The 23,254-nt window shown below is 65.9% G+C and carries 16 protein-coding genes; 13 read left to right on the top strand and 3 right to left on the bottom strand.

Annotation, left to right across the window (positions count from 1 at the left end; translation table 11 throughout):
• Nucleotides 1-166 precede the first annotated feature (166 nt).
• From ABE463_RS00560 to ABE463_RS00515, 10 genes are all read left to right on the top strand, one after another.
• Complete coding sequence (locus ABE463_RS00560) at nt 167-1,507, top strand: TlpA disulfide reductase family protein (RefSeq protein WP_259259702.1); 1,341 nt, start codon at nt 167-169, stop codon at nt 1,505-1,507.
• Between the two features lie 113 nt (nt 1,508-1,620).
• Nucleotides 1,621-2,202 carry a YceI family protein gene (locus tag ABE463_RS00555; RefSeq protein WP_346466866.1) on the top strand — a complete coding sequence of 194 codons (582 nt, stop codon included), beginning with the start codon at nt 1,621-1,623 and terminating at the stop codon, nt 2,200-2,202.
• A complete protein-coding gene (locus ABE463_RS00550) occupies nt 2,199-2,648 on the top strand; it encodes a protein-disulfide reductase DsbD domain-containing protein (RefSeq protein WP_346466865.1) in 450 nt (149 codons plus the stop codon). Before ABE463_RS00555 ends, ABE463_RS00550 begins: the two co-directional genes overlap by 4 nt.
• A 13-nt stretch (nt 2,649-2,661) precedes the next feature.
• A complete protein-coding gene (locus ABE463_RS00545) occupies nt 2,662-3,663 on the top strand; it encodes a cytochrome c peroxidase (protein WP_346466864.1) in 1,002 nt (333 codons plus the stop codon).
• Entirely contained in the window at nt 3,660-4,196 is a 537-nt protein-coding gene (locus ABE463_RS00540; RefSeq protein WP_346466863.1) for a TlpA disulfide reductase family protein, read from the top strand. The genes ABE463_RS00545 and ABE463_RS00540 overlap by 4 nt, the downstream gene beginning before the upstream one ends.
• A 144-nt stretch (nt 4,197-4,340) precedes the next feature.
• Complete coding sequence (locus ABE463_RS00535) at nt 4,341-6,905, top strand: TonB-dependent receptor (protein WP_346466862.1); 2,565 nt, start codon at nt 4,341-4,343, stop codon at nt 6,903-6,905.
• 247 nt (nt 6,906-7,152) lie between these two features.
• Complete coding sequence (locus tag ABE463_RS00530) at nt 7,153-9,390, top strand: ATP-binding protein (protein ID WP_346466861.1); 2,238 nt, start codon at nt 7,153-7,155, stop codon at nt 9,388-9,390.
• Nucleotides 9,387-9,860: a response regulator gene (locus ABE463_RS00525; RefSeq protein WP_259259693.1), complete on the top strand. Its 474-nt coding sequence runs from the start codon at nt 9,387-9,389 to the stop codon at nt 9,858-9,860. The genes ABE463_RS00530 and ABE463_RS00525 overlap by 4 nt, the downstream gene beginning before the upstream one ends.
• Complete coding sequence (locus ABE463_RS00520; protein ID WP_346466860.1) at nt 9,853-12,282, top strand: PAS domain-containing protein; 2,430 nt, start codon at nt 9,853-9,855, stop codon at nt 12,280-12,282. Before ABE463_RS00525 ends, ABE463_RS00520 begins: the two co-directional genes overlap by 8 nt.
• 98 nt (nt 12,283-12,380) lie before the next feature.
• Nucleotides 12,381-12,758, top strand: a complete 378-nt coding sequence (locus ABE463_RS00515; RefSeq protein ID WP_259259691.1) for a response regulator — start codon at nt 12,381-12,383, stop codon at nt 12,756-12,758.
• 15 nt (nt 12,759-12,773) lie between these two features.
• On the opposite strand, the gene ABE463_RS00510 is transcribed toward ABE463_RS00515, so the two are convergent.
• Nucleotides 12,774-15,653 (bottom strand): PAS domain S-box protein, encoded by a 2,880-nt coding sequence (locus ABE463_RS00510; protein WP_346466859.1) that lies wholly within the window; start codon nt 15,651-15,653, stop codon nt 12,774-12,776.
• 300 nt (nt 15,654-15,953) lie between these two features.
• Between ABE463_RS00510 and ABE463_RS00505 the strand changes: the two genes are divergently transcribed.
• The 3 genes from ABE463_RS00505 (at nt 15,954) to ABE463_RS00495 (ending at nt 17,659) form a co-directional block, all read left to right on the top strand.
• Nucleotides 15,954-16,913 (top strand): cation diffusion facilitator family transporter, encoded by a 960-nt coding sequence (locus ABE463_RS00505; protein WP_346466858.1) that lies wholly within the window; start codon nt 15,954-15,956, stop codon nt 16,911-16,913.
• A gap of 75 nt (nt 16,914-16,988) precedes the next feature.
• Entirely contained in the window at nt 16,989-17,249 is a 261-nt protein-coding gene (locus tag ABE463_RS00500; RefSeq protein WP_259259688.1) for a hypothetical protein, read from the top strand.
• A 239-nt stretch (nt 17,250-17,488) separates the two neighbouring features.
• Nucleotides 17,489-17,659, top strand: coding sequence for a CsbD family protein (locus ABE463_RS00495; RefSeq protein ID WP_019184192.1), 171 nt, complete (start codon nt 17,489-17,491; stop codon nt 17,657-17,659).
• A 68-nt stretch (nt 17,660-17,727) separates the two neighbouring features.
• On the opposite strand, the gene ABE463_RS00490 is transcribed toward ABE463_RS00495, so the two are convergent.
• Together ABE463_RS00490 and ABE463_RS00485 are read right to left on the bottom strand one after the other, a co-directional pair.
• Nucleotides 17,728-20,634: a TonB-dependent receptor gene (locus tag ABE463_RS00490; RefSeq protein WP_346466857.1), complete on the bottom strand. Its 2,907-nt coding sequence runs from the start codon at nt 20,632-20,634 to the stop codon at nt 17,728-17,730.
• Between the two features lie 245 nt (nt 20,635-20,879).
• Entirely contained in the window at nt 20,880-23,246 is a 2,367-nt protein-coding gene (locus tag ABE463_RS00485; RefSeq protein WP_346466856.1) for a glycoside hydrolase family 127 protein, read from the bottom strand.
• Between the last annotated feature and the right edge of the window lie 8 nt (nt 23,247-23,254).

Raw genomic sequence — 23,254 nt, 5'->3', positions numbered from 1 at the left:
CGTTCCAAGCCGCGATGAACTTTTACGACATTCACGTGGCAATAATCCTGTCACGCCATGGATGGCTCATGACCGGCCAGGGATGGCCATTCTGCGGATGCAGTGGAACGGGGGCTGCATCGCCGGCGACTTGGCGCGACCAAGGGGATTATCTGGAAGCACTCTCATGACACTGGCATTATCCGGTCGCATCGTCGCGACCCTGTTCCTCGCCTCAAGCCTGTCGTTCGCCGCGCCTGCACCTGCTGCGGCGAAGGCGCCGTTCCCCGCCGAAGGCGTCTGGCGGGGCGAGTTCACCATCGACGGCGACCCGATTCCCTTCAATTTCGAAGTGAAGGGCAAGCGCGCACAGGACGCGACCTTCACCCTGCTCAACGGCTCGCGCACGGACAGATTCAAGGTGACGCCGCGCGATGACGGGACGTTCTCGGTGCGGATGAATACCTACGATGCCGTGCTGGAAGGCAAGGTATCCGACGATGGAAAGCACCTCGTGGGGCAGTACAAGGACCTGGTGCCCAGCCGCAACGGTGCGCGCAACCTGGCCTTCACCGCCGAACACGACGCGGCGTGGCGCTTCGTCAAACCCGGGCAGGACGAGGCACCGGCGGCAGACCTCAGTGGCAAATGGGCCGTGCAGACCATCGACAAGGCCGCCCGCCAGGACAAGCGCAATCAGGTCGCCCTGCTCAAGCAGGAGGGCAACCACCTCTCCGGCGTGTTCATGACCGTGGTTGGCGATACCCGCGAGCTGGAAGGCACCGTGCAGGGCAACCGCTTCTACCTGTCCGGCTTCAGCGGGCCGAGCCCGTTACTGATCCGCGGCACGATCGATGAGGACGGCAACATCCAGGGCGCGTTCGGCAGCGGCATCTACAACGTGGTCAAGTTCGAGGCCGAGAAGAGCGACAAGGTGGAGCTGCCCGATCCGTACAAGCTCACCTTCCTCAAGGATGGCCAGGACCGCATTGATTTCAGCTTCCCTGATCTGCAGGGCAAGCAGGTCTCGCTGCAGGACGACAAGTACCGCGGCAAGGTGGTGATCGTTGAAGTGATCGGCACCTGGTGCCCCAACTGCACCGACCAGACCTACTTCCTGGCGCCGTGGTTCAAGCAGAACCATCACCGTGGGGTGGAAGCGGTGGCCGTTGCCTTCGAGCAGGAAGACAACTTCGATTATTTCCAGAAGACCCTGACCACCTTCAAGGATTACTTCGACATCCGCTACGACATCGTGTTCGGCGGTATCGCCGACAAGAAAGTCGCTACCGAGAAACTGAAGGGGCTGAACTACATGGCCGCCTTCCCGACCACCATCATCATCGGGCGCGACGGCAAGGTCCGCGAGATCTACACCGGCTACACCGGCACGGTGACCGGCGAGTATCACAAGGATTATGTAACCCGCTTCAACAGCCTGCTCGATGGGCTGATCGCCGAGCCGGATCCGTATGCCGCCAGCGCCGCCACACCGGCCACCGCAGCGTCCTTGGCGGTCGCTCCGTAATCCCCTGCGGCGGCCGGCACGCCTAGCCGCTGCTTCCCTCCTGCACCGCACACCCCGCGCGGCCTCTTCTGGATGCCGCGGGCGACTGCGCGCCACTGCTTAGAGACCTTGCCATGCGTACTCCCCTGCTACTCGCCCTGCTTGCCCTTTCCAGCGCCCCCGCCGTGGCGACCGCCGCACCGGTGACCTACCAGCTCGACCCCACCCACACCGATGTGCTGTTCACCTGGAACCACAACGGCTTCTCCTTCCCGACCGGCCGCGCGGCGATCAGCAGCGGCACGCTCATCTACGATGCGGCCACGCCCGCTGCGTCGCAGGTGCAGGTGGAGCTGCCGCTGGCCGAGCTGGACACCCACGTCCCGAAACTGGACGAGATCGTCAAGGGCGACAAGCTGTTCGATGTCGCCAAGCACCCGCAGGCCAGCTTCCGCAGTACCTCGGTGGTGTCGCAAGGCACCGGCCGTCTGAAAATCACCGGTGATCTGACGCTGCATGGGGTGACCCGCCCGGTCGTGCTCGACGCCACCCTCAACAAGGTGGGTGAGCATCCCAGCCGCAAGGTGCCCACGATCGGCTTCAACGCCACGGCCGTCATCCGCCGCAGCGAGTTCGGCCTGACCGGGTTCCTGCCCAACATCGCCGACGAGGTGCAGCTGCGCATCACCACCGAGGGCCAGGGGGCGAAGGAGTGAGTCCCAGCCTTGCCCCATGGGTCGCCGCGCTGCTGCTCATCCCGTTCGGCGCGGTCGCCGCCGATACGTCGAAGGTCGTCTTGGATCCGCGCGTGGAAGCACACTCCGACGGCACCCGTGAGCTGGTGATCGACGCCCGCATCGAACCGGGTTGGATTCTGTATGCCTCGGATTTCGAGCAACCGCAGATCGGCCCGCGGGCGGCGCGGGTGATCCTGGCCGGTGGTGAGCAGGCGCAGGGACCGCTGCGATCGGTCGCGCCGCGCGAAGGGCACGGCCGCAGTTTCGCCGGCGAGTATCGCTATACCTACTTCAGCGAACGTGGGCAGCTGCGTCTGCCCATCGCCGCAGGCAGCACACCGGTGAACGGCACCCTGCGTGCCCAGGTGTGCTTCGAAGAGAGTGGGCTGTGCGAGCTGGTCCAGCAGGAGATCGCCGCGCGTTGAGCGCGGCACTGCCATGCCCCGCCCTGTCCGCTCCCTCGCCCTGCTGTCCGCACTGATCGGCGTTGCGGTACTGGCGCCGGTGTTCTCCGCCGATGCGCCGACCTATGACGGCGACCTGAGCGACAACCCGCGCGCCCAGCTCGGCCGCCAGCTGTTTTTCGATCCCATCCTGTCGCGTGACCGCACGGTGTCCTGCGCCAGTTGCCACCAACCTGCCCGTGCATTTGCCGACGACCGCGCGCTCAGCCTGGGCGTGGAGGGGCGTGTGGGCACCCGCAACACTCCCAGCGTGATGAACAGTGCCGGCCGCACCCGCTTCTTCTGGGATGGTCGCAGCGAAACCCTGGAAGAACAGGCGCTGGCACCGATCGCCAACCCACTGGAAATGGACCTGCCGATCGACGAGGCGATCGCACGATTGGCCGCGGACCCGGCCTGGGTGGCCCGCTTCCAGGCCACCTACAACGCACCGCCCAGCCCTCGCACACTGGGGCGGGCCCTCGGCGCTTACCAGAAGACGCTCAACACCGTGGACAGCCCCTACGACCGCTATGCACTCGGCCAGGAAGACGCGATCAGCGACGCGGCCAAACGCGGCCGCCTGCTGTTCATCACCAAGGCCCAGTGCGTGAGCTGCCACGCCGGCGAGGATTTCACCTCGGACCGCTTCAAGAACATCGGCATCTACAACGGCCGCCAATTCAACGACGAGGGTCGCGGCGGCGTCACGGGCGACCCCGCGCAGAAGGGCGAATTCAAGGTGCCCGGCCTGCGCAACGTCGCGCTGACCGCCCCCTACATGCACAACGGGATGTTCAACACCCTGCGCGAGGTGATCGTCTACTACGACGATCCCGGCAAGGTGATCCCCGATTCGATTGGGCGCGATGCGCAGCTGCGCGATCCGCTGCACCTGACCGAAGCGGAGATCGATGACATCGAGCAGTTCCTGCACACGCTCACCGACGACCGCTTCGCGGCCCGCACGACCTCCTCGACGGCCTCCCCGCCATGACCCTGCCCCACCTCCGATCGGCCATCGTGCTGGCCCTCACGCTGTCGGCCGCGCTGCCGACAGCCTCCCGCGCCGCACCGCTGACCACCGCGCCACCCGCCGGCCAGGCCGCACCCGCCCTGCAGTGGACGGACCTGGAAGGCCGCCCTGCGACCCTGGCGCAATGGCGCGGCCGCCCGGTCCTGCTCAACTACTGGGCCAGCTGGTGCGGACCGTGCCTGAAGGAACTGCCCGACCTGCAGCGCTTCTCGCAGGCGCAGACGCCGCTGCCTGACGGCGTGCACGTAGTGGGCATCGCCCTGGACGACATCGACGCCGCCACGGCACTGCGCGACCAGCTCCAGCTCACCTACCCGCAACTGGTGGAGAGCGACGGGCCGCCCGGCAGCGCGGCGGCCTTCGGAAACCGCATCGGCACGCTGCCCTTCTCGGTGTTGATCGATGCGCGTGGCACGGTCCTGCAGGTCCACAACGGACCGCTGCATCCGGCCGATCTCGAGCGCTGGGCCGCTGCCGCGAGGGGGGCGCCGTGATCCACGCCCGGCGCATCGCTGCCGCGGCGGAACGCTGTTGCCCGGGTGCGCTGCGTCACCGCACCTGCTGATCCGGCGCTACCGCCGTTGCCTGCCCGCCGCATGCCCCTGCGCATCGGCCTTTCTTCTCCCTGGGGATCCTCCATGCTGCCCACGCACCATCGCCCGCCGTTGGCCCTCGCCATCGTTTCCGCGCTCTCCCTGCCACTTGTCGCCCACGCAGCGCCGGAGACGAATGCCAGTGCCATCACCGCTACCAGCACCGCAACGCTCGATACGGTCACCGTGACCGGCACCCGTGCACAGGGTCGTACCGTGCGTGAAAGTGCGGCGCCGATCGATGTGCTGTCCGCCGAGGATATCCGCGCCGCCAACGCGACCAGCCTGCTGGACGTGCTCAACACCACGGTGCCGAGCTTCAACCTGCCGCTGGAAACCGGCGATCTGAACAGCATGGTGCGCGCTGGGCAGCTGCGCGGTTTGAATTCCAGCCACGTGCTGGTGCTGGTGGACGGCAAGCGCCGCCACGCCACTGCCTTGCTGGGCGCCGGTGGGTTTGGTGGCGCTGCGCCGGCCGATCTGGGCTTGATCCCCACCGGCGCGATCGAACGCATCGAAGTGCTGCGTGATGGCGCCTCGGCAATCTATGGCTCGGACGCGATCGCCGGCGTCATCAACATCGTGACCAACAAAGCCGCGCGCGGGGGCAACGTCTCTTATCGCGATGGCACCTACTTCGCCGGCGATGGCCGTTCGCGCGTGGTGCAGGCCGATGTCGGCTTCGGCATCGGCGATGGCGGCTATCTGCATCTGGCCGCACAGCTGGATGATCAGCACGCCACCGACTACACCAGCCCCGCACGCGATACCTTCCTGTATTACTTCCCGCGCAACGCGGCCGGCACGGCGATCCGGCCCGGTGGCAACCAGGCCAGCAACCCGACGCTGCCCGCCGGTGCCACGCCGGATCCGCGCGAGGCCACCCGCGACAACAACGCCTGGCGCAACCGCGGCATCCGCGCGTTCCGCACCAAGACCGCCACCGCCAATGCCAGCATTCCACTGGCCGCGACAGTCGACGCCTACGGGCTGTTGACCCTCGCCCAGCGCGATGCATGGGCGCCGCAGAACTTCCGCCAGCCGCTGCGCAACGAAGTGGTGCGGGCCATCGATCCAGACGGCTTCGCCCCCACCGAGCACATCGACGAGAACGATGGCGCGCTCACGCTCGGGCTGCGCGGGCAACTCGGCCAGTGGGATTGGGACCTGAGCAGCGGCTACGGGCGCGATGCGATGGACATCAACCTGCACAACAGCATCAACCCGACCTACGGGCTGGACAGCCAGACCGATTTCTACATCGGCGACCTGCGCTACAGCGCGTGGACCTACAACCTGGACCTGCGCCGTCAAGTGCAGACGGGGTGGTTGGCCGCCCCGCTGGAGTTCAGCGCGGGCGCGGAATACCGCGACGAGCGCTACCGTATCGGCGCCGGCGATGTGCAGTCCTACACCCATGGCGGGCAGCGGGTGCTGGACGGGCCGTATGCGGGCACGGTGTTGGGCATCGGCCTGGGGGGATCGCAGGCACTGCCGGGCTATCGCCCAGAGGACGCAGTGGACGTCAGTCGCAACAGCGGCGCGGTCTACGTCGGGGTCGCCGCAGATCTGGGCTCGCGCTGGCGCGTCGATCTGGCTGGCCGCCATGAGCGCTATTCGGATTTCGGCAGCGAAACCACCGGTCGCCTCTCCACCCGCTTCGCACTGCACCCCAGGCTCGCCCTGCGCGGCACGATCAGCAACGGCTTCCAGGCACCATCGCTCGCAGCGCAGGCCTACCGCAACACCTCCAACGGCAACTTCTACACCGACCATATCCTGCAGGCCGGCTCGCCCCAGGCCATCGCCCTGGGCGCGCAGCCGCTGCGCCCGGAAACTTCGCGCAGCCTGAGCCTGGGCATCGTGGCCGAGCCGTGGGAAAGCGCGTCGCTCACCGTGGACGCCTACCGCATCGATGTGGACGACCGCATCGCGCTGTCCACCACCTTCCGCGAGGGGCTCTACCCCGGCTCGGGCGCGCTGGTCACCTCGGTGGGCCTGGGCGCCCAGGACGGTGTGCGCTACTTCATCAACGCCGCCGACACCCGCACCGAGGGCGTGGAGGCCACCCTGGAAGGCCGGTGGGACCTTGGCCGCGGCGGCAGCCTGCGCTGGACGCTGGCCAGCAGCCATACCCGCGCGAAGATCACCGGCCTGGCACCGACGCCGCCCGTGCTGGCCGCCTTCAACGTGCCGGTGTTCAGCACCGGCTCGCAGAACGATCTGCTCTACAAAGCGCCGAAGTCACGGCAGGTGCTGGGCCTGGACTGGACGCTGGGGCGCTACCGTGTCGGCCTGCGCCAGAGCCGCTATGGCGACATCCAACGCTACGGTTCCCCCGCCACGGTGGCCGCCAGCGGTCCCTATGCCGGGCAGGCCGAGATCGCCTATGACATCGGTGGGCTGTGGATCACCGATCTGGAGCTTGGGGCGACACTGGCGCGCGGCTGGGACGTCGCCTTGAACGCCAACAACGTGTTCGACCGCCGGGTCACGAAACTGCCCGAGCCGCTGCTCGCGGCAAACGAGTACTACCGCTACGCCAATGGCGGCCCGATCGATGGCTCCGGCGGCCTGTGGTCGGCCACGGTGCGCTACCGCTGGGACTGAGCCGCCGCAGCGCCCCAGCGCGCTGACCCTGCACGCACGTAGCCACGCCAGCGACCGCATCGCGCCTGCCGATGCGGTCGTTGCCATGCATTCAGAAATCCGCATCCTCACAAATCCACATAGGCGGCTGTGCAAAAATATCGCCACTGCGGCATACCGCGTTGCGGCGTTCCGTGCTCATGGACCTGCCGTGCGGAATGGCGCCATTCGAGCGGTTTTCAGCAGCGTCAGCAGCAGGAGTCAGTGGATGTCATCGAGGAATGCCGGCGGAAGCAGCCTGGACCTGTCCAGCTGTGCACGTGAACCCATCCGCACCCCCGGAGCGATCCAGCCCTACGGATTGATCCTGGTCCTCGATCCCGCCACCTTGACCGTCAACGCCCGCGCGGTTGCCAACCCGGCGCTTGTCGAGGAAGTCGGCGACCCGCTTGGGCAGCCACTGGACCAGATCCTGGCCGGTACCCTCGCGCACTGCGGTCCGGTCCTGCAGAGCCTGCAGCAGGGCACGTCGCATTTTCTCGGCGCCCATCGGGTCGGCAGTGGCGGCTACCACCACACCGTCGCCCACCGGATCGGCGGGGACATCATCGTGGAGCTGGAGGCACCGGTACCGGGCGAGCCGGGCTCGCTGGAAGACCTCTATCCCTCGATCCGCCGCTTCATGGCAGCCATCGAGCAGGCACCGACCACGCAGGCGCTGTGCGAGATCGCCGCCGTACACATCCGCGAGCTGACCGGTTTCGACCGCACAATGATCTACCAGTTCGACCCGGACTGGAACGGCGCCGTGGTGGCCGAGGACCGCAACACGGTCCTGCCCTCCTACCTGGACCTGCGCTTCCCCGAGTCGGACATCCCCGCCCAGGCGCGCGAGCTGTACCGGCAAAACCGGGTCCGACTGATTGCCGACAACCAGTACACCCCGGTGCCGCTCGTACGGGTGCCCGCCATCGCCGATGCACCGCCCACCGACCTGGGTCCGGCCATGCTGCGCAGTGTCTCCCCGGTGCACCTGCAGTACATGCGCAACATGGGCACCGGTGCGTCGATGTCGGTCTCGGTCGTGTCCGAAGGCGAACTGTGGGGCCTGATCTCCTGCCACAACCAGCTCGCGCGCCGCGTGCCGTACCACGTCCGCACGGCCTGCGAGTTCATTGGCCAGATTCTGTCGCTGCAGATTTCAGTCAAACAGCGCGCGGTCCTGGTCGAAGAGCGCATCGCGCGCCGTGCCATCCAGGTGCGGCTGATGGGCCGCATGGCCGGTGACACCGACTTCATGGCCGCACTGGGCCGCGACCAGCGCAACCTGCTGGCCCTGACCGAGTCCACCGGCGCTGCGATCGTGCACCGTGGCGAGTGCATATTGCATGGTGAGTGCCCAAGCCAGCAGCAGGTCATGCAACTGGTGCAGTGGTTGACCGCACAGCAGATGGACGGCGACATTTTCTGCACCGACACCCTGCCACTGGACTGGAAGGAGGCCGAGGCCTTCGCCGGTGTGGCCAGCGGCGTGCTGGCCATCTCCATCTCGCAGATCCACGACAGCTTCGTGATCTGGTTCCGGCCCGAAGTGGTCCGGACCGTCCGCTGGGGCGGTGATCCGCGCAAGGAAGAGAGCGCTCAGCCGTTGTCGCCCCGGACCTCCTTCGAGGGCTGGAAGCAGACCGTGCGCAGACAGTCCCTGCCGTGGAACGACGTGGATCGCGACGCATCGCTCGAGCTGCGCACGGCCATCGTGGACATCGTGCTGCGCAAGGCCGAGGAAATGGCCGCGCTCAATGAGCAGCTGCTCCGCAGCAACAAGGAGCTTGAAGCCTTCTCCTATTCGGTCAGCCACGACCTGCGGGCGCCGTTCCGCCACATCGTCGGTTACTCCGAGCTGCTGTGGTCCTCGGCCGGCGAGCGATTGAACGATTCAGAAAAGAGATTCCTCGACACCATCGTGGAGTCGGCAAAATCGGCAGGAACGCTGGTGGATGATCTGCTCAGCTTCTCGCAGATGGGCCGCTCCACGATGGGCCAGATTGCCATGGACATGACGGCCCTGGTGGATGATGTGCGCCACAAGCTGGACATGGAGTACACCGGGCGTGCCATCGATTGGCAGATCGGTGCGCTGCCCAAGGTACAGGCCGACCCCGGCATGCTGCGGCTGGTGTGGCAGAACCTGCTGTCCAATGCGATCAAGTTCACCCGCGACACCTCCGACCCGCGCATCGAGATCGGGCACGACCGCAACGACACGGAAGACATCTTCTTCGTGAAAGACAATGGCTGCGGCTTCGACATGCGCTATGTGGACAAGCTGTTCGGCGTGTTTCAACGGCTGCATCACGTCGATGAGTACGAAGGCACCGGCATCGGCCTGGCCAACGTGCACCGCATCATCACCCGCCATGGCGGCCGCACCTGGGCCGACGGCCAGGTAGGCGCCGGCGCCACGTTCTTTTTCACCATTCCCTTTGTTACTGGAGACCACCTATGAGAGATCTGCGACCGATTCTGCTCGTAGAAGACAACCCGAAAGACGCTGAGCTGACCATGGCGGCGCTTGCGCGCTGCCAGCTGCTCAACGACGTGACCCATGTGCGCGACGGCGTGGAAGCGCTGGAGTATCTCCGCTGCCAGGGTCCCTACGAAGGCGCGATGCATGGCGGCCCCGTGGTGGTTCTGCTCGATCTGAAACTGCCCAAGCTCAATGGCCTGGAAGTGCTCAAGGAAATCCGCAGCGACCGCGCCCTGAGCAGCACCCCGGTGGTGATGCTGACCTCATCGCGTGAGGAGCAGGATCTGGTCCGAAGCTACGAGCTGGGCGTGAACGCTTTCGTGGTCAAGCCGGTGGACTTCAAGGAGTTCCTCGAGGCGATCCAGGGGCTGGGCATGTTCTGGGGCATCACCAACCAGCCGCCACCACACGGCACATTGTTCGGCGGGAAGAGTAGACAAGATGGCTGAAGCTGCCACAGGAAAGGCCATCAGGATTCTGATGGTCGAAGACAGCGCGCTGGATGCCGAGCTGATCACGGCGCAGCTGCGACGTGCAGGCGTGCCCTTCACGTTCGAACGGACCTGGTCCCATGACGGCCTGGTCCAGGCGCTGGCAGACGGTGGCTTCGATGTGATTCTGGCCGACCACGTGCTGCCGGGCTTCGATGGCGATGCCGCCCTGGCCCTGGCCAGCGAGCTGGCGCCCGACACCCCCTTCATATTTGTCTCCGGCACGCTCAGCGAAGAGCTTGCCGTCAAAGCGCTGAAGCGCGGTGCGCGCGACTACGTGGTCAAATCGCGCCTGCAGCGCCTGCCCGATGCGGTGGTCCGCGCCATCCAGGAATCGGAGGAGCGCCGCCGGCTGCTGCAGGTCGAAGCGGAACTGCACGACAGCCACCAGCGGTTGAAGCTGATCACCGATGCGTTGCCGGCCCTGATCGCCTACTTCGGCCATGATCACCGTTTCCGCTTCGCCAACAATGCCTACGTCGAATGGCACGGCCAGACACCGGACAGCCTGATCGGCCGACACACCCGCGAGATCATCGGCGAGGCCGGTTTCGAGGCCATCCAGCACCATCTTGACCGCGTACTGCAGGGCGAGAAGGTGAGCTTTGAGATGCTGTCACTGCGCAGTATCGGCGAGCCCCGCCAGGCCCAGATCGACTGCGTGCCCGAGCTGGCCCCCGATGGTTCGGTGGTGGGCTACTACGCCATGGCACGCGACATCAGCGAGCTCAAGGCCGCGCAGTCGCAGTTGAAGGCGAACAATGCATCGCTCGAACGCCAGGTGGACGAACGCACGGCCGAGCTGCATCGCAGCGAAAGCCGCCTGCAGGCCCTGTTCGAATCCAGCTTCCAGCACCAGAACCTGCTCAGCCTGGACGGGCGCATCATCGACACCAACTCCGCGTCGCTGGCGGCCATCCTGGCCGACAAGGACGACGTGCGCGATGCGCTTTACTGCGAGTCTGCCTGGTTTGCCGATACGCCCGGCGTGCCCGAGGTGGTCTGCGCCGCCGTGGTCGAGGCCGCGGCCGGCATGCCGTCGCGGCATGAACTGGAGCTGCGCCTGCCTACCGGCAAGCGCGCCTTCGACTTCTCGTTCCGGCCGTTGTTCGATCACCAGGGCGCGATCACCGCGGTGGTGTCCGAGGCGGTGGAAACCACCGCCCGCCGGCAAGCCGAAGAAGCCCTCCGGCAAAGCCAGAAGATCGAGGCGGTGGGCCAGCTGACCGGCGGCATCGCACATGACTTCAACAATATCCTGACCGTCATCGCCGGCAACGTCGAGTACGCCAAGATGTTGACCGATCGTCTCGGCGACGGCGCAGGCAATTCCTCCCGCGCCCTGGACAACGCGATGAAGGGTGTGATGCGTGCCGCCAACGTGACCCAGCGCCTGCTCGCCTTCTCGCGCCGTCAGCCGCTGAAAAACATGCCGGTGGACCTCAACGAGCAGCTGCGCGGCATGCAGGACATGCTGCAGCGGTCGCTTGGCGAACTGGTGCAGATCGACATGCTGCATGGCCCGGATCTGTGGTGCGTGGAGATCGATCCGAGCCAGCTCGAAGCCTCGGTGTTGAACCTGGCGGTGAACGCACGCGACGCCATGCCCGAGGGCGGCCGGTTGACCCTGGAGGTCGACAACATCCACCTGGACGACGATTACACGGCGCAACACCCTGATGTGCCCGCAGGCCAATATGTGATGGTCCGGGTCCGCGACACCGGCCAGGGCATGTCCGCCGACGTCATGGCGCGCGTGTTCGAGCCGTTCTTCACCACCAAGGAAGTCGGCCGCGGCACCGGGCTGGGACTGTCGATGGTCTATGGCTTTGCCAAACAGTCCGGCGGGCATGTCCTGCTGGATTCGACCGCGGGCGTCGGCACCACGATCACCCTGCTGTTCCCGCGCTCGGCCGCAGCACTCCCCACCGCCCGGCTTGGTGACGAGCAGGCGTTGAACGGCTACGAGGCGCAGGCCGAAACGACCGTGCTGGTGGCCGAGGACAACGACGACGTGCGCGCCTACACCGTGGAGACCCTGCGTCAGCTCGGCTACCGCGTGCTGGAGGCCCACGATGGACCTTCCGCATTGCGCCTGCTGGAACGCAACGAGGCCCACGTGGACCTGTTGTTCTCGGACATCGTGATGCCCGGCATGTCCGGCTGGGCCTTGGCCAAGCAGGCGCTCGGTCAGAAGCCGGACCTGCGGGTGTTGTTCACCTCGGGCTACCCGCGCGACATCGAGGCCAGCGGCGGCGGCGGCAGGAACATCACCATCCTGCCCAAGCCGTTCACGCGCACCGATCTGGCACGCTCGATTCTTGGTGCCCTCCGCGAGGACAGCCCCGCTGCCGGCGGCGGCAGCGCTCTGCCCCCATGACGCGGGCCTCCCGTGCGTTGCACGGTGGGCTAACATGCGCGGGCGCTAAGGTGGAGCGCTACGCAGTTACCTGCATGCCATGAGGGCGAGCCACCGCAATGACCGTTGTGACAGACCACCCGCGATGCCGCGTGCTTCTGGTCGAAGACGATGCGCCCATCCGGGAGATGACCAAGGACATCCTCAGCGAGGACGGTTTCGATGTCCTCGATGTTGCTGACGCCGAGACAGCGTTGGGCTGCCTGAAACGCGGACCGTTCGACCTGCTGGTCTCCGATGTCGGGCTGCCCGGCATGGATGGCCGCGATCTGGCCACGCTCGCCACCACGCTCCACCCGGCCATGCCGATCCTGCTGGTCACCGGCTACGCCGGACAGGCAGGCGCCCGCCCCGACTTCCTGGCCTGCGGCATCAAGCTGCTACGCAAGCCATTCACGCTCCGGCAGTTGCTCAGTACCGTCCGGGCGCTCGTTTAGCCGCCCGGATCGCGTTCAGTGGTTGCTGCTGGCAGACAGCAGTGCGCGTGCCCTGCGCTCCAGCTCGGTGGTGGTGAAGGGCTTGGTGAGTACTTCCATGCCCTCCTCCAGCTGACCGGCACCCACCGCCGCAGAGGCGGCATAGCCGGTGATGAACAACACCGGCAAGCCCGGGCGGACCTGACGTCCTGCGTCGGCGACCTGGCGACCGTTGAGTCCACCGGTCAGCCCGACATCGGTGATCAGCAGATCGATGGTCTCCTCCGACCGCAGGGTATCGATCGCCTGCCCACCCTCCGGTGCCTGCAGAACCCGATAGCCGGCCCCGCCCAGCACCTCGGTAAGCAGCGCACGGATCGCCTCCTCGTCTTCGACCACCAGAATCGTGCCGACGCTCGGTGCCGATGCCACCGGCACGTCCTGCACCGTGTCTTCGGCCGGCGCGCCCGCCGCTTCGCCGATGAAGCGCGGCAGATACAGCTCCACCGTCGTGCCCTGGCCGAGCTGCGAATCGATCCGCACCTGCCCGCCGGATTGCCGGGTGAACCCATAGATCATCGACAACCCCAGCCCCGTACCCTGGCCGATCGGCTTGGTGGTGAAGAACGGCTCGAACACCTTTTCGATGACCGCCGCGTCCATCCCGGTGCCGGCGTCCTTGACCGCAAGGCGGATGTAGTCGCCTGGCGGCGTATCCAGAAGCGCAGCGGCCTGCCCCTGCAAGGTGACATTCGCGGCACTGATGATCAGCGGACCACCGTCGGGCATTGCATCGCGTGCATTGATGCACAGATTGAGCAACGCATTTTCCATCTGCGGCACATCGACCAGCACGGCCCAGGGATCGGAGTCCAAGTGGGTGGAGATCGCGATCGACGGCCCCAGCGTGCGCGAGATGATGTCGAGCATCCCGCGCACCATCGTATCGGCCACCACGGGCGTCGGCGCCAGCGTCTGCCGGCGCGAGAAGGCCAGCAGGCGTTGGGTGAGCGCGGTGGCGCGTGCAGCACTGGACTGTGCCATCTCCAGATAGCGGCCGACATCGTCATAGCGCTGCTGATCGATACGCAGCTCCAGCAGCTCCAGGCCCACCGAGATGGCGGTCAGCAGATTGTTGAAGTCATGCGCCAGACCGCCGGTCAACTGGCCGACCGCTTCCATCTTCTGGCTCTGCCGCAAACGCTCCTCGGCCACCTGCAGCTCAGCGCTGCGGGCCTGCACGCGCTCTTCCAGGGTCTGGGTCAGCTCACGCAGCTGGTCTTCGGCCTGGCGCCGCTCGGTCACATCCGCCGCGGTGCCGAACCACTCGGTGATCACTCCCGTGCTGTCCAGCAGCGGCACTGCCCGCATCTGCACCCAGCGCACGCTGCCATCGGCCAGCAGCGTGCGGTGTTCCAGCGCCAGCGGCTGACGATGCTTCATCGCGCGCGCGATGGCCTGCTCCAGCAGCAGCAGATCGTCGGGATGGACGTACTTTTCGCGCCAATCGGTGATGACCGGGAGGCCATCGTTGGCTGCCTCCGCACCGGTGGGCAGAATCTGCCGCATCTCGCGCCAGTCCGCGCTCACCGCATACAACGACTGCGAGGAGGCACTCACCAGCGCGCCAAGGCGACGCTCGCTATGCACCAGCGCCGCGCTCGCCCGCTGCTCTTCGGTGCGATCGCCCAGCACCTTGACGAAGCCCAGCACCGCCCCGTCTTCGCCGCGAAGCACGGTCATCGCGCCGTTCGCCCAGAAGCGCTCGCCGGACCTGCGCATCAACCAGCGTTCACCACTGACGCCGCCGGATGCGATCGAGACCGCGCGGTTGTGTCGCAGCCGTTCGGCCTGGATGTCCTCGGCGGTGTAGATCACCTCGACGCTCTGGCCCAGCATCTCTGCCTCGGTCCAGCCAAAAATGTGCTCGGCACCGGCGTTCCACAAGGTCACCCTGCCCTCCAGGTCGGAGGCCACGATCGCATAGTCCTTGGCACTATCGATGATCTGGCGGTTGCGGGCCTCCACCCGACGCATCGAGCGCTGCAGCTCGATGTGGGAGGTGACATCCAGGCCCTGCACGAACACGCCCGCCGTGGTGCCATCCTCCCCGGCCACGGGCTGGAACACGATATCCAGCATCCGCCTGGCCGATGAGGGGTCGGACGGGTATGGGGCGTCGTACACCACCTCATTGCCGATGTAGGGCTTGCCGGTGCGATACACCTCGTCCAGCAGCGGCAGGAAGCCCTGCTCGACGATCTCCGGCAGCGCGTCACGGATCGACTTGCCAAGCACGTGCCGATTGCCGACCAGCCGCTCGTAACCGGGATTGGCCAGCTCCACCCGATGCTCCGGCCCGCTCAGGAACGCCATGAACATCGGCGATTTGTCGAACAGCGCGATCAGCCGCTCGTTCTCACGGGCCAAGCGTTGCTGGGCCACAACGATGTTGGTCACCTCGTTGGTCACACAGAACGCCCCGCCAACGCTGCCGTCGTCGAGATAGATGGGCGAGAACGAGAAGGTCCACCAGGTCTCTTCCGGCTCACCGCGGCGGCTCATGGCAATGGGCAGGTTTTCGTAGCGCGAGGCATTGCCGGCAAATGCCGCCTCGATCGGGCCCCGCACCGCATCCCACGCATCGGCCCACAACCGCTTCAGCGGGGCGCCCAGCGCACCCTCCAGGCGGGGGCCCAGAATCGGGCTGTAGGCATCGTTGAAGAAGAAGGTCAGATCATCGCCCCAGACCACATACATGCTCTCGGGCGAGGCCAGGATCAGGTTGATGGCATTGCGCAGCGCACTGGGCCAGGTCTCGATGGCGCCCACCGGCGTGGCCTGCCAATCCAACGCCCGGACCTGCTCGGCCACCCCCCCGGTACTGCCGGGGAAGCGCCCCGGCGGTCCACTCACGCGCACCACCACAGCAGCACCGGAGCACGCGCACCGCGCACGGGCGCGGGAGAGGATGGACAGACAGACGTCATCGGGCACCAGACCTTGAACTGAAGGTATTGCAGAGCGCGGGGGGAAGGCGGCGGCCCACGGGTGGCCCACCAGAACGGGAAAGCAATTTACGCCACCGCCTGCAATTCTGCGTCAAGGTGAGGGCCGGTGGAATCCTGGCGTCTTTCCGGGCCGGCCGATGGCCTGCACGCCGTCCGGACAACGGGTTCCGGATGATGCGCTTCTCCCTTCCCCTGCGCCTCCGTCATGGCCAAGCCTACCGGCTCCCGTCTCGTCATCTACGCCGCGCTCGCCGGCAACCTGGCCATCGCCATCGCCAAATTCATCGCGGCCGGCATCTCGGGCAGCTCTGCGATGCTCAGCGAGGGCGTTCACTCGCTGGTGGACACCATCAATGAACTGCTGCTGTTGTATGGCCTGCGCCGGGCCGAGCAGAAACCCGATACCACCCACCCGTTCGGCTATGGGCGTGAGCTGTACTTCTGGAGCTTCATCGTCGCGCTGCTGGTATTCGCCGCCGGTGCCGGTGTCTCGGCCTACGAAGGCATCCAGCACATCCGTAACCCGGAGCCGGCCACCAACCACCTGATCAGCTACATCGTGCTCGGCGTCTCGCTCGTGTTCGAGGGCGCCTCCTGGTGGATCGCGCTGCGCGAGTTCCGCGCGACCAAAGGCGCGATGGGCTACTTCGAGGCCTTCCGCCGAAGCAAGGATCCATCCACCTTCACGGTGTTGCTGGAAGACAGCGCCGCCCTGCTCGGGCTGGGCTTTGCCCTGATCGGCCTGCTGGCCGCACAGTTGCTCGAGATGCCGATCCTGGATGGTGTGGCCTCGTTGTGCATTGCCGGCGTGCTGGCCGTCACCGCCTTCCTGCTGGCCCGCGAAACCAAGGGCCTGCTGGTAGGTGAGCCTGCGCATCCCAGCGTGGCCAAGCGCATCCTTGCCGTGGCCACCCACGATACGGACCTGCGCCGGGCCAACGGGGTGACCACGATGCAGATGGGGCCGGAACAGGTGGTCGCGATGCTGAGCGCGGAGTTCGAGGACGACCGCACGACGCCGCAGATCGAGGCGTGCATCACGCGTATCGAAAAGGCGGTGAAAGCGGAGTATCCCGAACTGGTGGCGCTGTTCGTGAAGCCGCAGACGCCGGAGGTGTTTCAGGAACGCAAGGCGGCGTTGGGGGATCCGCAGTCCGCACCCTGATCGGGAAAAGGCCAGCACGACGCCATCACACCCCCCGGTGGATGCTCACTCCACCCCACTGCCTCAGGTACAACGATGCCCCACGCACGCCCCTTCGTTGTCCATGCCTTCGAAGCCGCCTACTCCTACACAGGCGCGGTCGAACGCATCATCGCGCTGACTGTCGAGTGTGGCCCCTGCGGCACCACCTCCTCGGCAGACGCCAGTCTGATCCACCTGCCTGGCGGCGCACTGTTCCGCTGCCACCAGTGTGGCTCGCACCAGGCGATCAGCCACGCACGGCTGGATGCCCGCAACGACATGGTGCCGCAGACCTCCAGCGTCGCGCTGCTCTGAGCGAAGCGGCCCCGAAAGCCGGGGCCATGAGCCAACGCCATGCGCCGTTTTGCACAAGCCAGTGCTGACACGCAGTCGCTTCCTGAGGGACTTCCGGGGTCGCTGCGATGAACGCCAGGCAGACCAGTGACGAGGAATGACATCGCCTGCACTGGAACTTCACCAGCACGACACCGCGACTGCCGCAGTGTGGCGTTGCCCAGCACGGGCACTCTCTTCCCAACTATGTGGAGTCAACCATGGACAAGAATCGCACTGAAGGCGCCAAGAACCAGGTCAAGGGCACCGTGAAGGAAGTCGTGGGTAAAGTCACTGGCGACAAGACCAAGGAAGTGGAAGGCAAGATCCAGAAGGGCGTCGGTGAAGTTCAAAGCGACGTGGGCAAGGCGCGCGACGACGCTCGCCGTTGAGGTTTGATCCCGCGGCTCTCTGACCCGTTCAGGGCAGAGAGCAGCAGGAAGGAAATCAACTCCGCTGCCTAGAACTTGACCGACACGCGGGCCCAGTAGAACCGGCCGAGCACATCGTAGGTGGCGACGTCTGTATTGCCGTTGCCGCCATTGTTGGCGTAGTAAAGCGGCGCCTGCTTGTTGGTCAGGTTGTCGACGCCGAGCTCGAAGCTGGTGTGCCACGGTGCGACGGTGTAGCCCACCTGCACGTTGTGATACACGAACGACCCGATCCTGCGGACCACACCGGCCTCATCGGTATCGGCCGACAGGCCCTGGTCCAGGTCGCTGCTGCCGATCCGGGTCTTGCCGACGTAACGTGCCCGCCAGGCGGCACTCCAGTCGCCCTGCGCCCAGTTCAGCGTTCCCAGCGCACGCCAGCGCGGGAAGTTGCCGTACGCATAGGTGTACATGCCGCCATTGCGGATGGTCACCGTGCTGGGGTCGGTGGTGTCAGGCAGCACGTCGTAGCGCTCCAGGTAGGTGCCGTTGAGCCCCGCCGAGAACGTACCCCAACTGGTGACCGGCAACCGGTAGGTTGCGTTGAAATCGACACCACGGGTGGCCAGCGTACCCAGGTTGACGGTGGGTTCGGCCACGTAGTTGATGGTGCCGTTGCCGTTGCGGTGGATCAGCGCGCAGAACGCGCTCGCCGGGTTGGCATAGCACTGGTTCAGCACCGTCTGCGCCGATACGCCGGTGATGGTGTCCTCCAGATCGATGCGCCACCAGTCGGCACTGATCGACAGCCCCTCCAGCCAGCGCGGATCGTAAACGAAGCCCACGTCATACGACTTGCCGGTTTCCGGCTTGAGCTGGTAGCCCGCGACCTCGGCACCGGACGCCTTGCCCGAAATCTGGCCATCGGCCTGGTGGTAGCTGCCGTTGGTGGGCACGTTGGCACAGGCCACGTCGTTGCCACCGGTGTAGCCATTGCACGGATCATTGACCGTTGGCGCATCGCCCACCACGCCCGAGTACAGCTCATTGATGTTCGGTGCACGGAAGACCTGCGAGACGGTGCCGCGCAGCAACAGGTCCTGGATTGGACGGTACTCGATGGACACCTTGCTGTTGGTCTTGCTGCCCACCGAGCTGTAATCGGAGAACCGCGTGCCCAGGCTGAGGTTGAGCGACTGCACGCCCGGCAGATCCTTCAGCAGCGGGAACAACGCTTCGGCATACGCTTCTTTGACGTCGAAACGTCCGCTCAACTGCGAGGCGCAGAATTCGATCACGCCGCACAAGCCGTTCTCGTCACCCGTCCACAGCGCGTCGGCCTTGCTGGTGCTGGTTTCCTTGCGATACGACACACCGGCCGCCAATCCCACCGTGCCGGCCGGCAGCTCGAACAGATCCCCGTTGGCATTGGCTTCGAACTGCTTGACCGTATACACACTGGTCGCCACCGGGTTGACCACCATCGACTGCAGGGTGCCCAGGCTGGACGGGTCGTTGATATTGAAGATGTTGAGCGGCGTGCAACCGGCGATGACGCTGCCGGCGCTGCCGCACTTGACGGTGCCGTCGCTGTCCAGGAACGCCGGACCGACCGCCTGGTTGAAGGCGGCGTAGTCCAGGAAGCCGTAGTTGGTCGAGGTCTGCTTGACCCGGCCATAGTTCAGATTGACGTCCCACCGCCAGGAGCTGTCACCAAAGCCACCGCGAAGGCCGGGGCTGATCTGGACATTATCGGTCTTGTACTCGTAACGGCGATTGCCAAGCACCGTGACCCGCGTGTTGAGGTCGTTGTAGGACGTACCGGTGGTGCGATCGGTGCCGAAATTGACGCCAAACGGGTTGTAGTAGCTCTGCGCGGAGACCAGGAAGTTGTCGCCATTGGCGAAGATCGGGATCGGGGCGATTACCGAGGCCGATTCGGTTTTGCTGAACCAGGTATTGAGGTAGCCCTCGACGTTGTCGGTGAACCGGAACGTGCCCAGCGCAAAGGCGTTGGTGCGTTCCTGGGGCGTCTGCAGCAGGTTGTAGGGCTGATAGTTGTACGAGTCGTTGGCGGCGGTGTAGCAATGGAAGTCGCCCGGGTCCGTCGCGCCGGACACACCCCCGTTCAACGTCACCCGCGAACAGCCGTTGCTCGCCGCCAGTGCACGTGATGCGGCCGAGCCGTCATTGAAGTTGATCGACCCGGTCGGTGTCGCGGACGAACCCTGTTTGACTGCCACGCCGCTGCTCAGGTACAGGGCATCCTTGGAATAATCCCGATTCAGCGCGGAAACCGCGTCCAGGTTGTGATACGACACGCCAGCCACGATGCTGCCGCGATCCCAGGCCTTGCCACCGGTGAGCGAGAAATTGCGGCGATTGCCGTCACGCTCACCACTGGTGCCGAAATCCGCGGTGAACTGTGCGCCCTCGAAGGTGTCGCGCAGGATGAAGTTGACCACGCCACCGATGGCGTCTGAGCCATACACCGCCGATGCTCCATCGCTGAGCACCTCGATGCGCTCGATCATGGTGGCCGGGATCGCATTGACGTCGTTGTAGGCAAGGCGCACGCCGTTGACCAGCACGAGCGTGCGCTTGTCACCCAGACCGCGCAGCGAAATGGTGGAGGCGCCGGTGCCGCCGCCGTTGTTGGTGTTGGGATTGGTCGAATTGCCTGCAATGGATGGCAGTTCCTGCAGCAGATCGCCGACCGTTGCCTTGCCGGTGGCCGCAATCTGCTGCTGGGTGACGGTCACCACCGGATTGGCGCTTTCGGTATCGACGCGGCGCAGGCGCGAGCCGGTGACGACGATGCTGTCCAGGGTCGTAGGTGCGCTGCCGGATGGGGCGGCCGTGTCCTGCGCAAGCACCGGCACAGCGGCCGCCAGCATCACGACGGTAGCGACCGCGGCCGCGAGTGGGCGGCGGACCGCCAAGGCGGATCGGGACAACGACAACGCATGCGGTGCGGGGGACGGATGGGGCGTCATGGCGGAGTTCCTCGGTCATGTGCAGGCCAGCGGTATCGAGGGGCAACAGTCCCCCGCACCGGCATGCGCCAGTGAATCGGTTCGATGGGGCTTGCGAGCTGGCGTTCCACGCCAGGGCGCACATGGGCAGACGGTGTTCGGATGCCTACAACGTTTTCATCTCACGGTCACAATGTGCGGGGTGGCTGGACCTGGCGTCTTGTCGCATTTATCGCGTCTGGATGCGGAATAAGGCATGGCGCACCTCACGCAGGCATCAGCCACCCACCGAACAACGGTCCGGCGGTGTCGCCGTGCTGGGGCTCGACGCGGAAGGTCAACGGCTGGCCCGTGCGGGTCAGTGCATGCGGCAGCGGATAATCACGGTCGACGAAGTCGATCACCTGCCCGCGCTCCACCGCCACCTCGACCGCCAGCGCACCATTGACGAGGATGTTGAAGCGGCCCTTGTCGCTACCCCAGAAGCGCAACCGCAGGACCAAGGGCTGTGTACTGCCCTTCATCACGAACGCCACGAATCCCTTGCCGCGTACATCGCGGCATTGCTGACGCCGGTAGGCCGCAGCGAACGAGGTGTCGCTGGCCAGTCGATGGTCTTTCTCCGAGGCCTCGTTGCCGAACTGGATCATGTCCACCGCACTGGCCTGAAGCTCAGCATGCTCGGCCTTGGCGCGATCCCGGCGCTGCGCTTCGTCCGCCCACTGGGCCGGGTCCATGCGCTTGAAGTACAGCGCACTGCGCCGGTCGTGCTGAGCGTAGAACGGGGAAAACTCCAGCGCCCGCGGGCGGGTGGTATTGGCCAGAAAGCGGGTGGGCTCGCGCAGCGCGACAAAGCCGGACAACGGAGACACGTCCGCCACCAGGGCAGGATCCATCGCGTCGTACGGCGTTGCGGCCGGGCCCAGATCGGCGGCCAGTGCCAGTGGGCCGCGCATGACCACCACCGTGTCCGGGTCGCCTGCGGCGGGCTCCAGACGCAGCGGCATGTCCAGCGCCAATTCGACCACATCACCCGCCTTCCACCGCCGTTCCAGCGCGATGTACCCCTCCTTCGGCGTGGCAGATACGGTCCGCCCATTGAGCTTCAGCGCCTGGTGCCCGTCGGCCCAGGCCGGGATACGCAGCATCAAACGCCGGGGGGCTTTGTCGTCAGCGCGGGTCACCTGCACGCGCACGTTGCCGGTGTGCGGAACGTCGCTGTCCAGCTCAAGGGCCAACCCGCCCTCCTTCCAGTCCAGCTGCGAGGGAATGTAGAGGTTCACGTACAGCGACTGCCCGTCGTGCCAGTAGATCGAGTCACCAAACTGCGCGTGCGCTTCCATGCCGCTGCCCACACAGCACCAGAAGGAATCGAACTTGTCGGAAAAACCCCGCTCGGCACCGGTGATCATCGGCGTCATGTAGGTGAACATGCCCGTCTGCGGATGCTGCGCCGCCATGGTGTGGTTGAGCAGCGTGCGTTCGTAGTAATCAAAATAGCGCGCCTGTGGCGTCCACTGGTACAGATGCCGGGTCAGCTTGAGCATGTTGTAGCTGTTGCAGTGTTCGCAGGTCTGTTCGGTCAGGAAGGCGGCGATGGTGTCAGGCTGCTGGAAGTACTCGCGGTCGGCATTGCCGCCGATCACGTAGCTGTAGTGGCCGGTGACCGTCTCCCAGAAGAATCGTGCCGCCGCAGCGCTGTCAGCGTCACCGGTGACCTCGAACTGACGGGCCTCACCGATGAACTTGGGCACCTGGGTATTGGCGTGGTGATGCGGAAGATCGTCCTTGCCGGCGATGGCCGGATCGACGATTCCTTCGTGCCGAAGGCGCTTGCCGATCGCGATCCAGCGCGGATTGCCGGTGCGCGCGCCAAGCTCGATGTAGGATTCGTTGAGCCCGCCGAATTCGGTGGCCAGCAGCGACTGCATCTGCGCGTGGTCGAGCGCGTCGAACACGCCGGCGAGGTACGCCGCCAACGGCTCCAGCACCTGCAGTGCCTGGGGGGTGTCGGCCAGCGCATCGGCGTCCAGCAGCCCGGCGAACAGCTTGTGCACGGTGTACAGCGGCGACCAGCTGCCGTTGATGTTGAACTTGCTGCCATTCACCGCGCCGGCGCGCACACTCTCGAACACGCTCTTGCCGCCGACGATCTCGCCCGCATCGGTCTTGCGGGTCAGCCCGCCGACATAGCCGTCCGGATCCTGCGCCTGGGCCCGCGCCAGCTCGGCCACGATGTACTCGATGCGTTGCTTGACCTGGGCATCCCCGGTCTGCGCATACAGCTTGGACAGCGCGCTGAGGTAATGGCCCAGCGTGTGCCCGGCGATGGTGTCGCCTTCCCAGCCACCATACACGTCGCCTTTCGGCGGCAGCCCCGCGTACTGAAGGAAGTTGTGCAGCAGCCGATCCGGTTCCAGTTCAAACAGATAGCGGCGGTTGACCAGCAGTGAGTCCAGGAAGATCGATGGCGTGAGCCGAACCGCCTGCAAGGGCAGCGCGGTGACCGTGCCTGCGGCCGATGCTGCCACCTCCAGTGGAAAGCGCAGCATGCCGGCGGCGGCCAGCGCGCTCCATTGCAGGAAGCGGCGACGCGACGGATCAATCGTGATGTCAGGATGAAAGGCGGGCATGGGCGGCG

Source organism: Stenotrophomonas sp. TWI819 (assembly GCF_039673075.1).
Classification (GTDB): domain Bacteria; phylum Pseudomonadota; class Gammaproteobacteria; order Xanthomonadales; family Xanthomonadaceae; genus Stenotrophomonas; species Stenotrophomonas rhizophila_B.
Note: the sequence above shows the minus strand (reverse complement) of the source record. Positions and strands in the feature narration are given on the sequence as shown.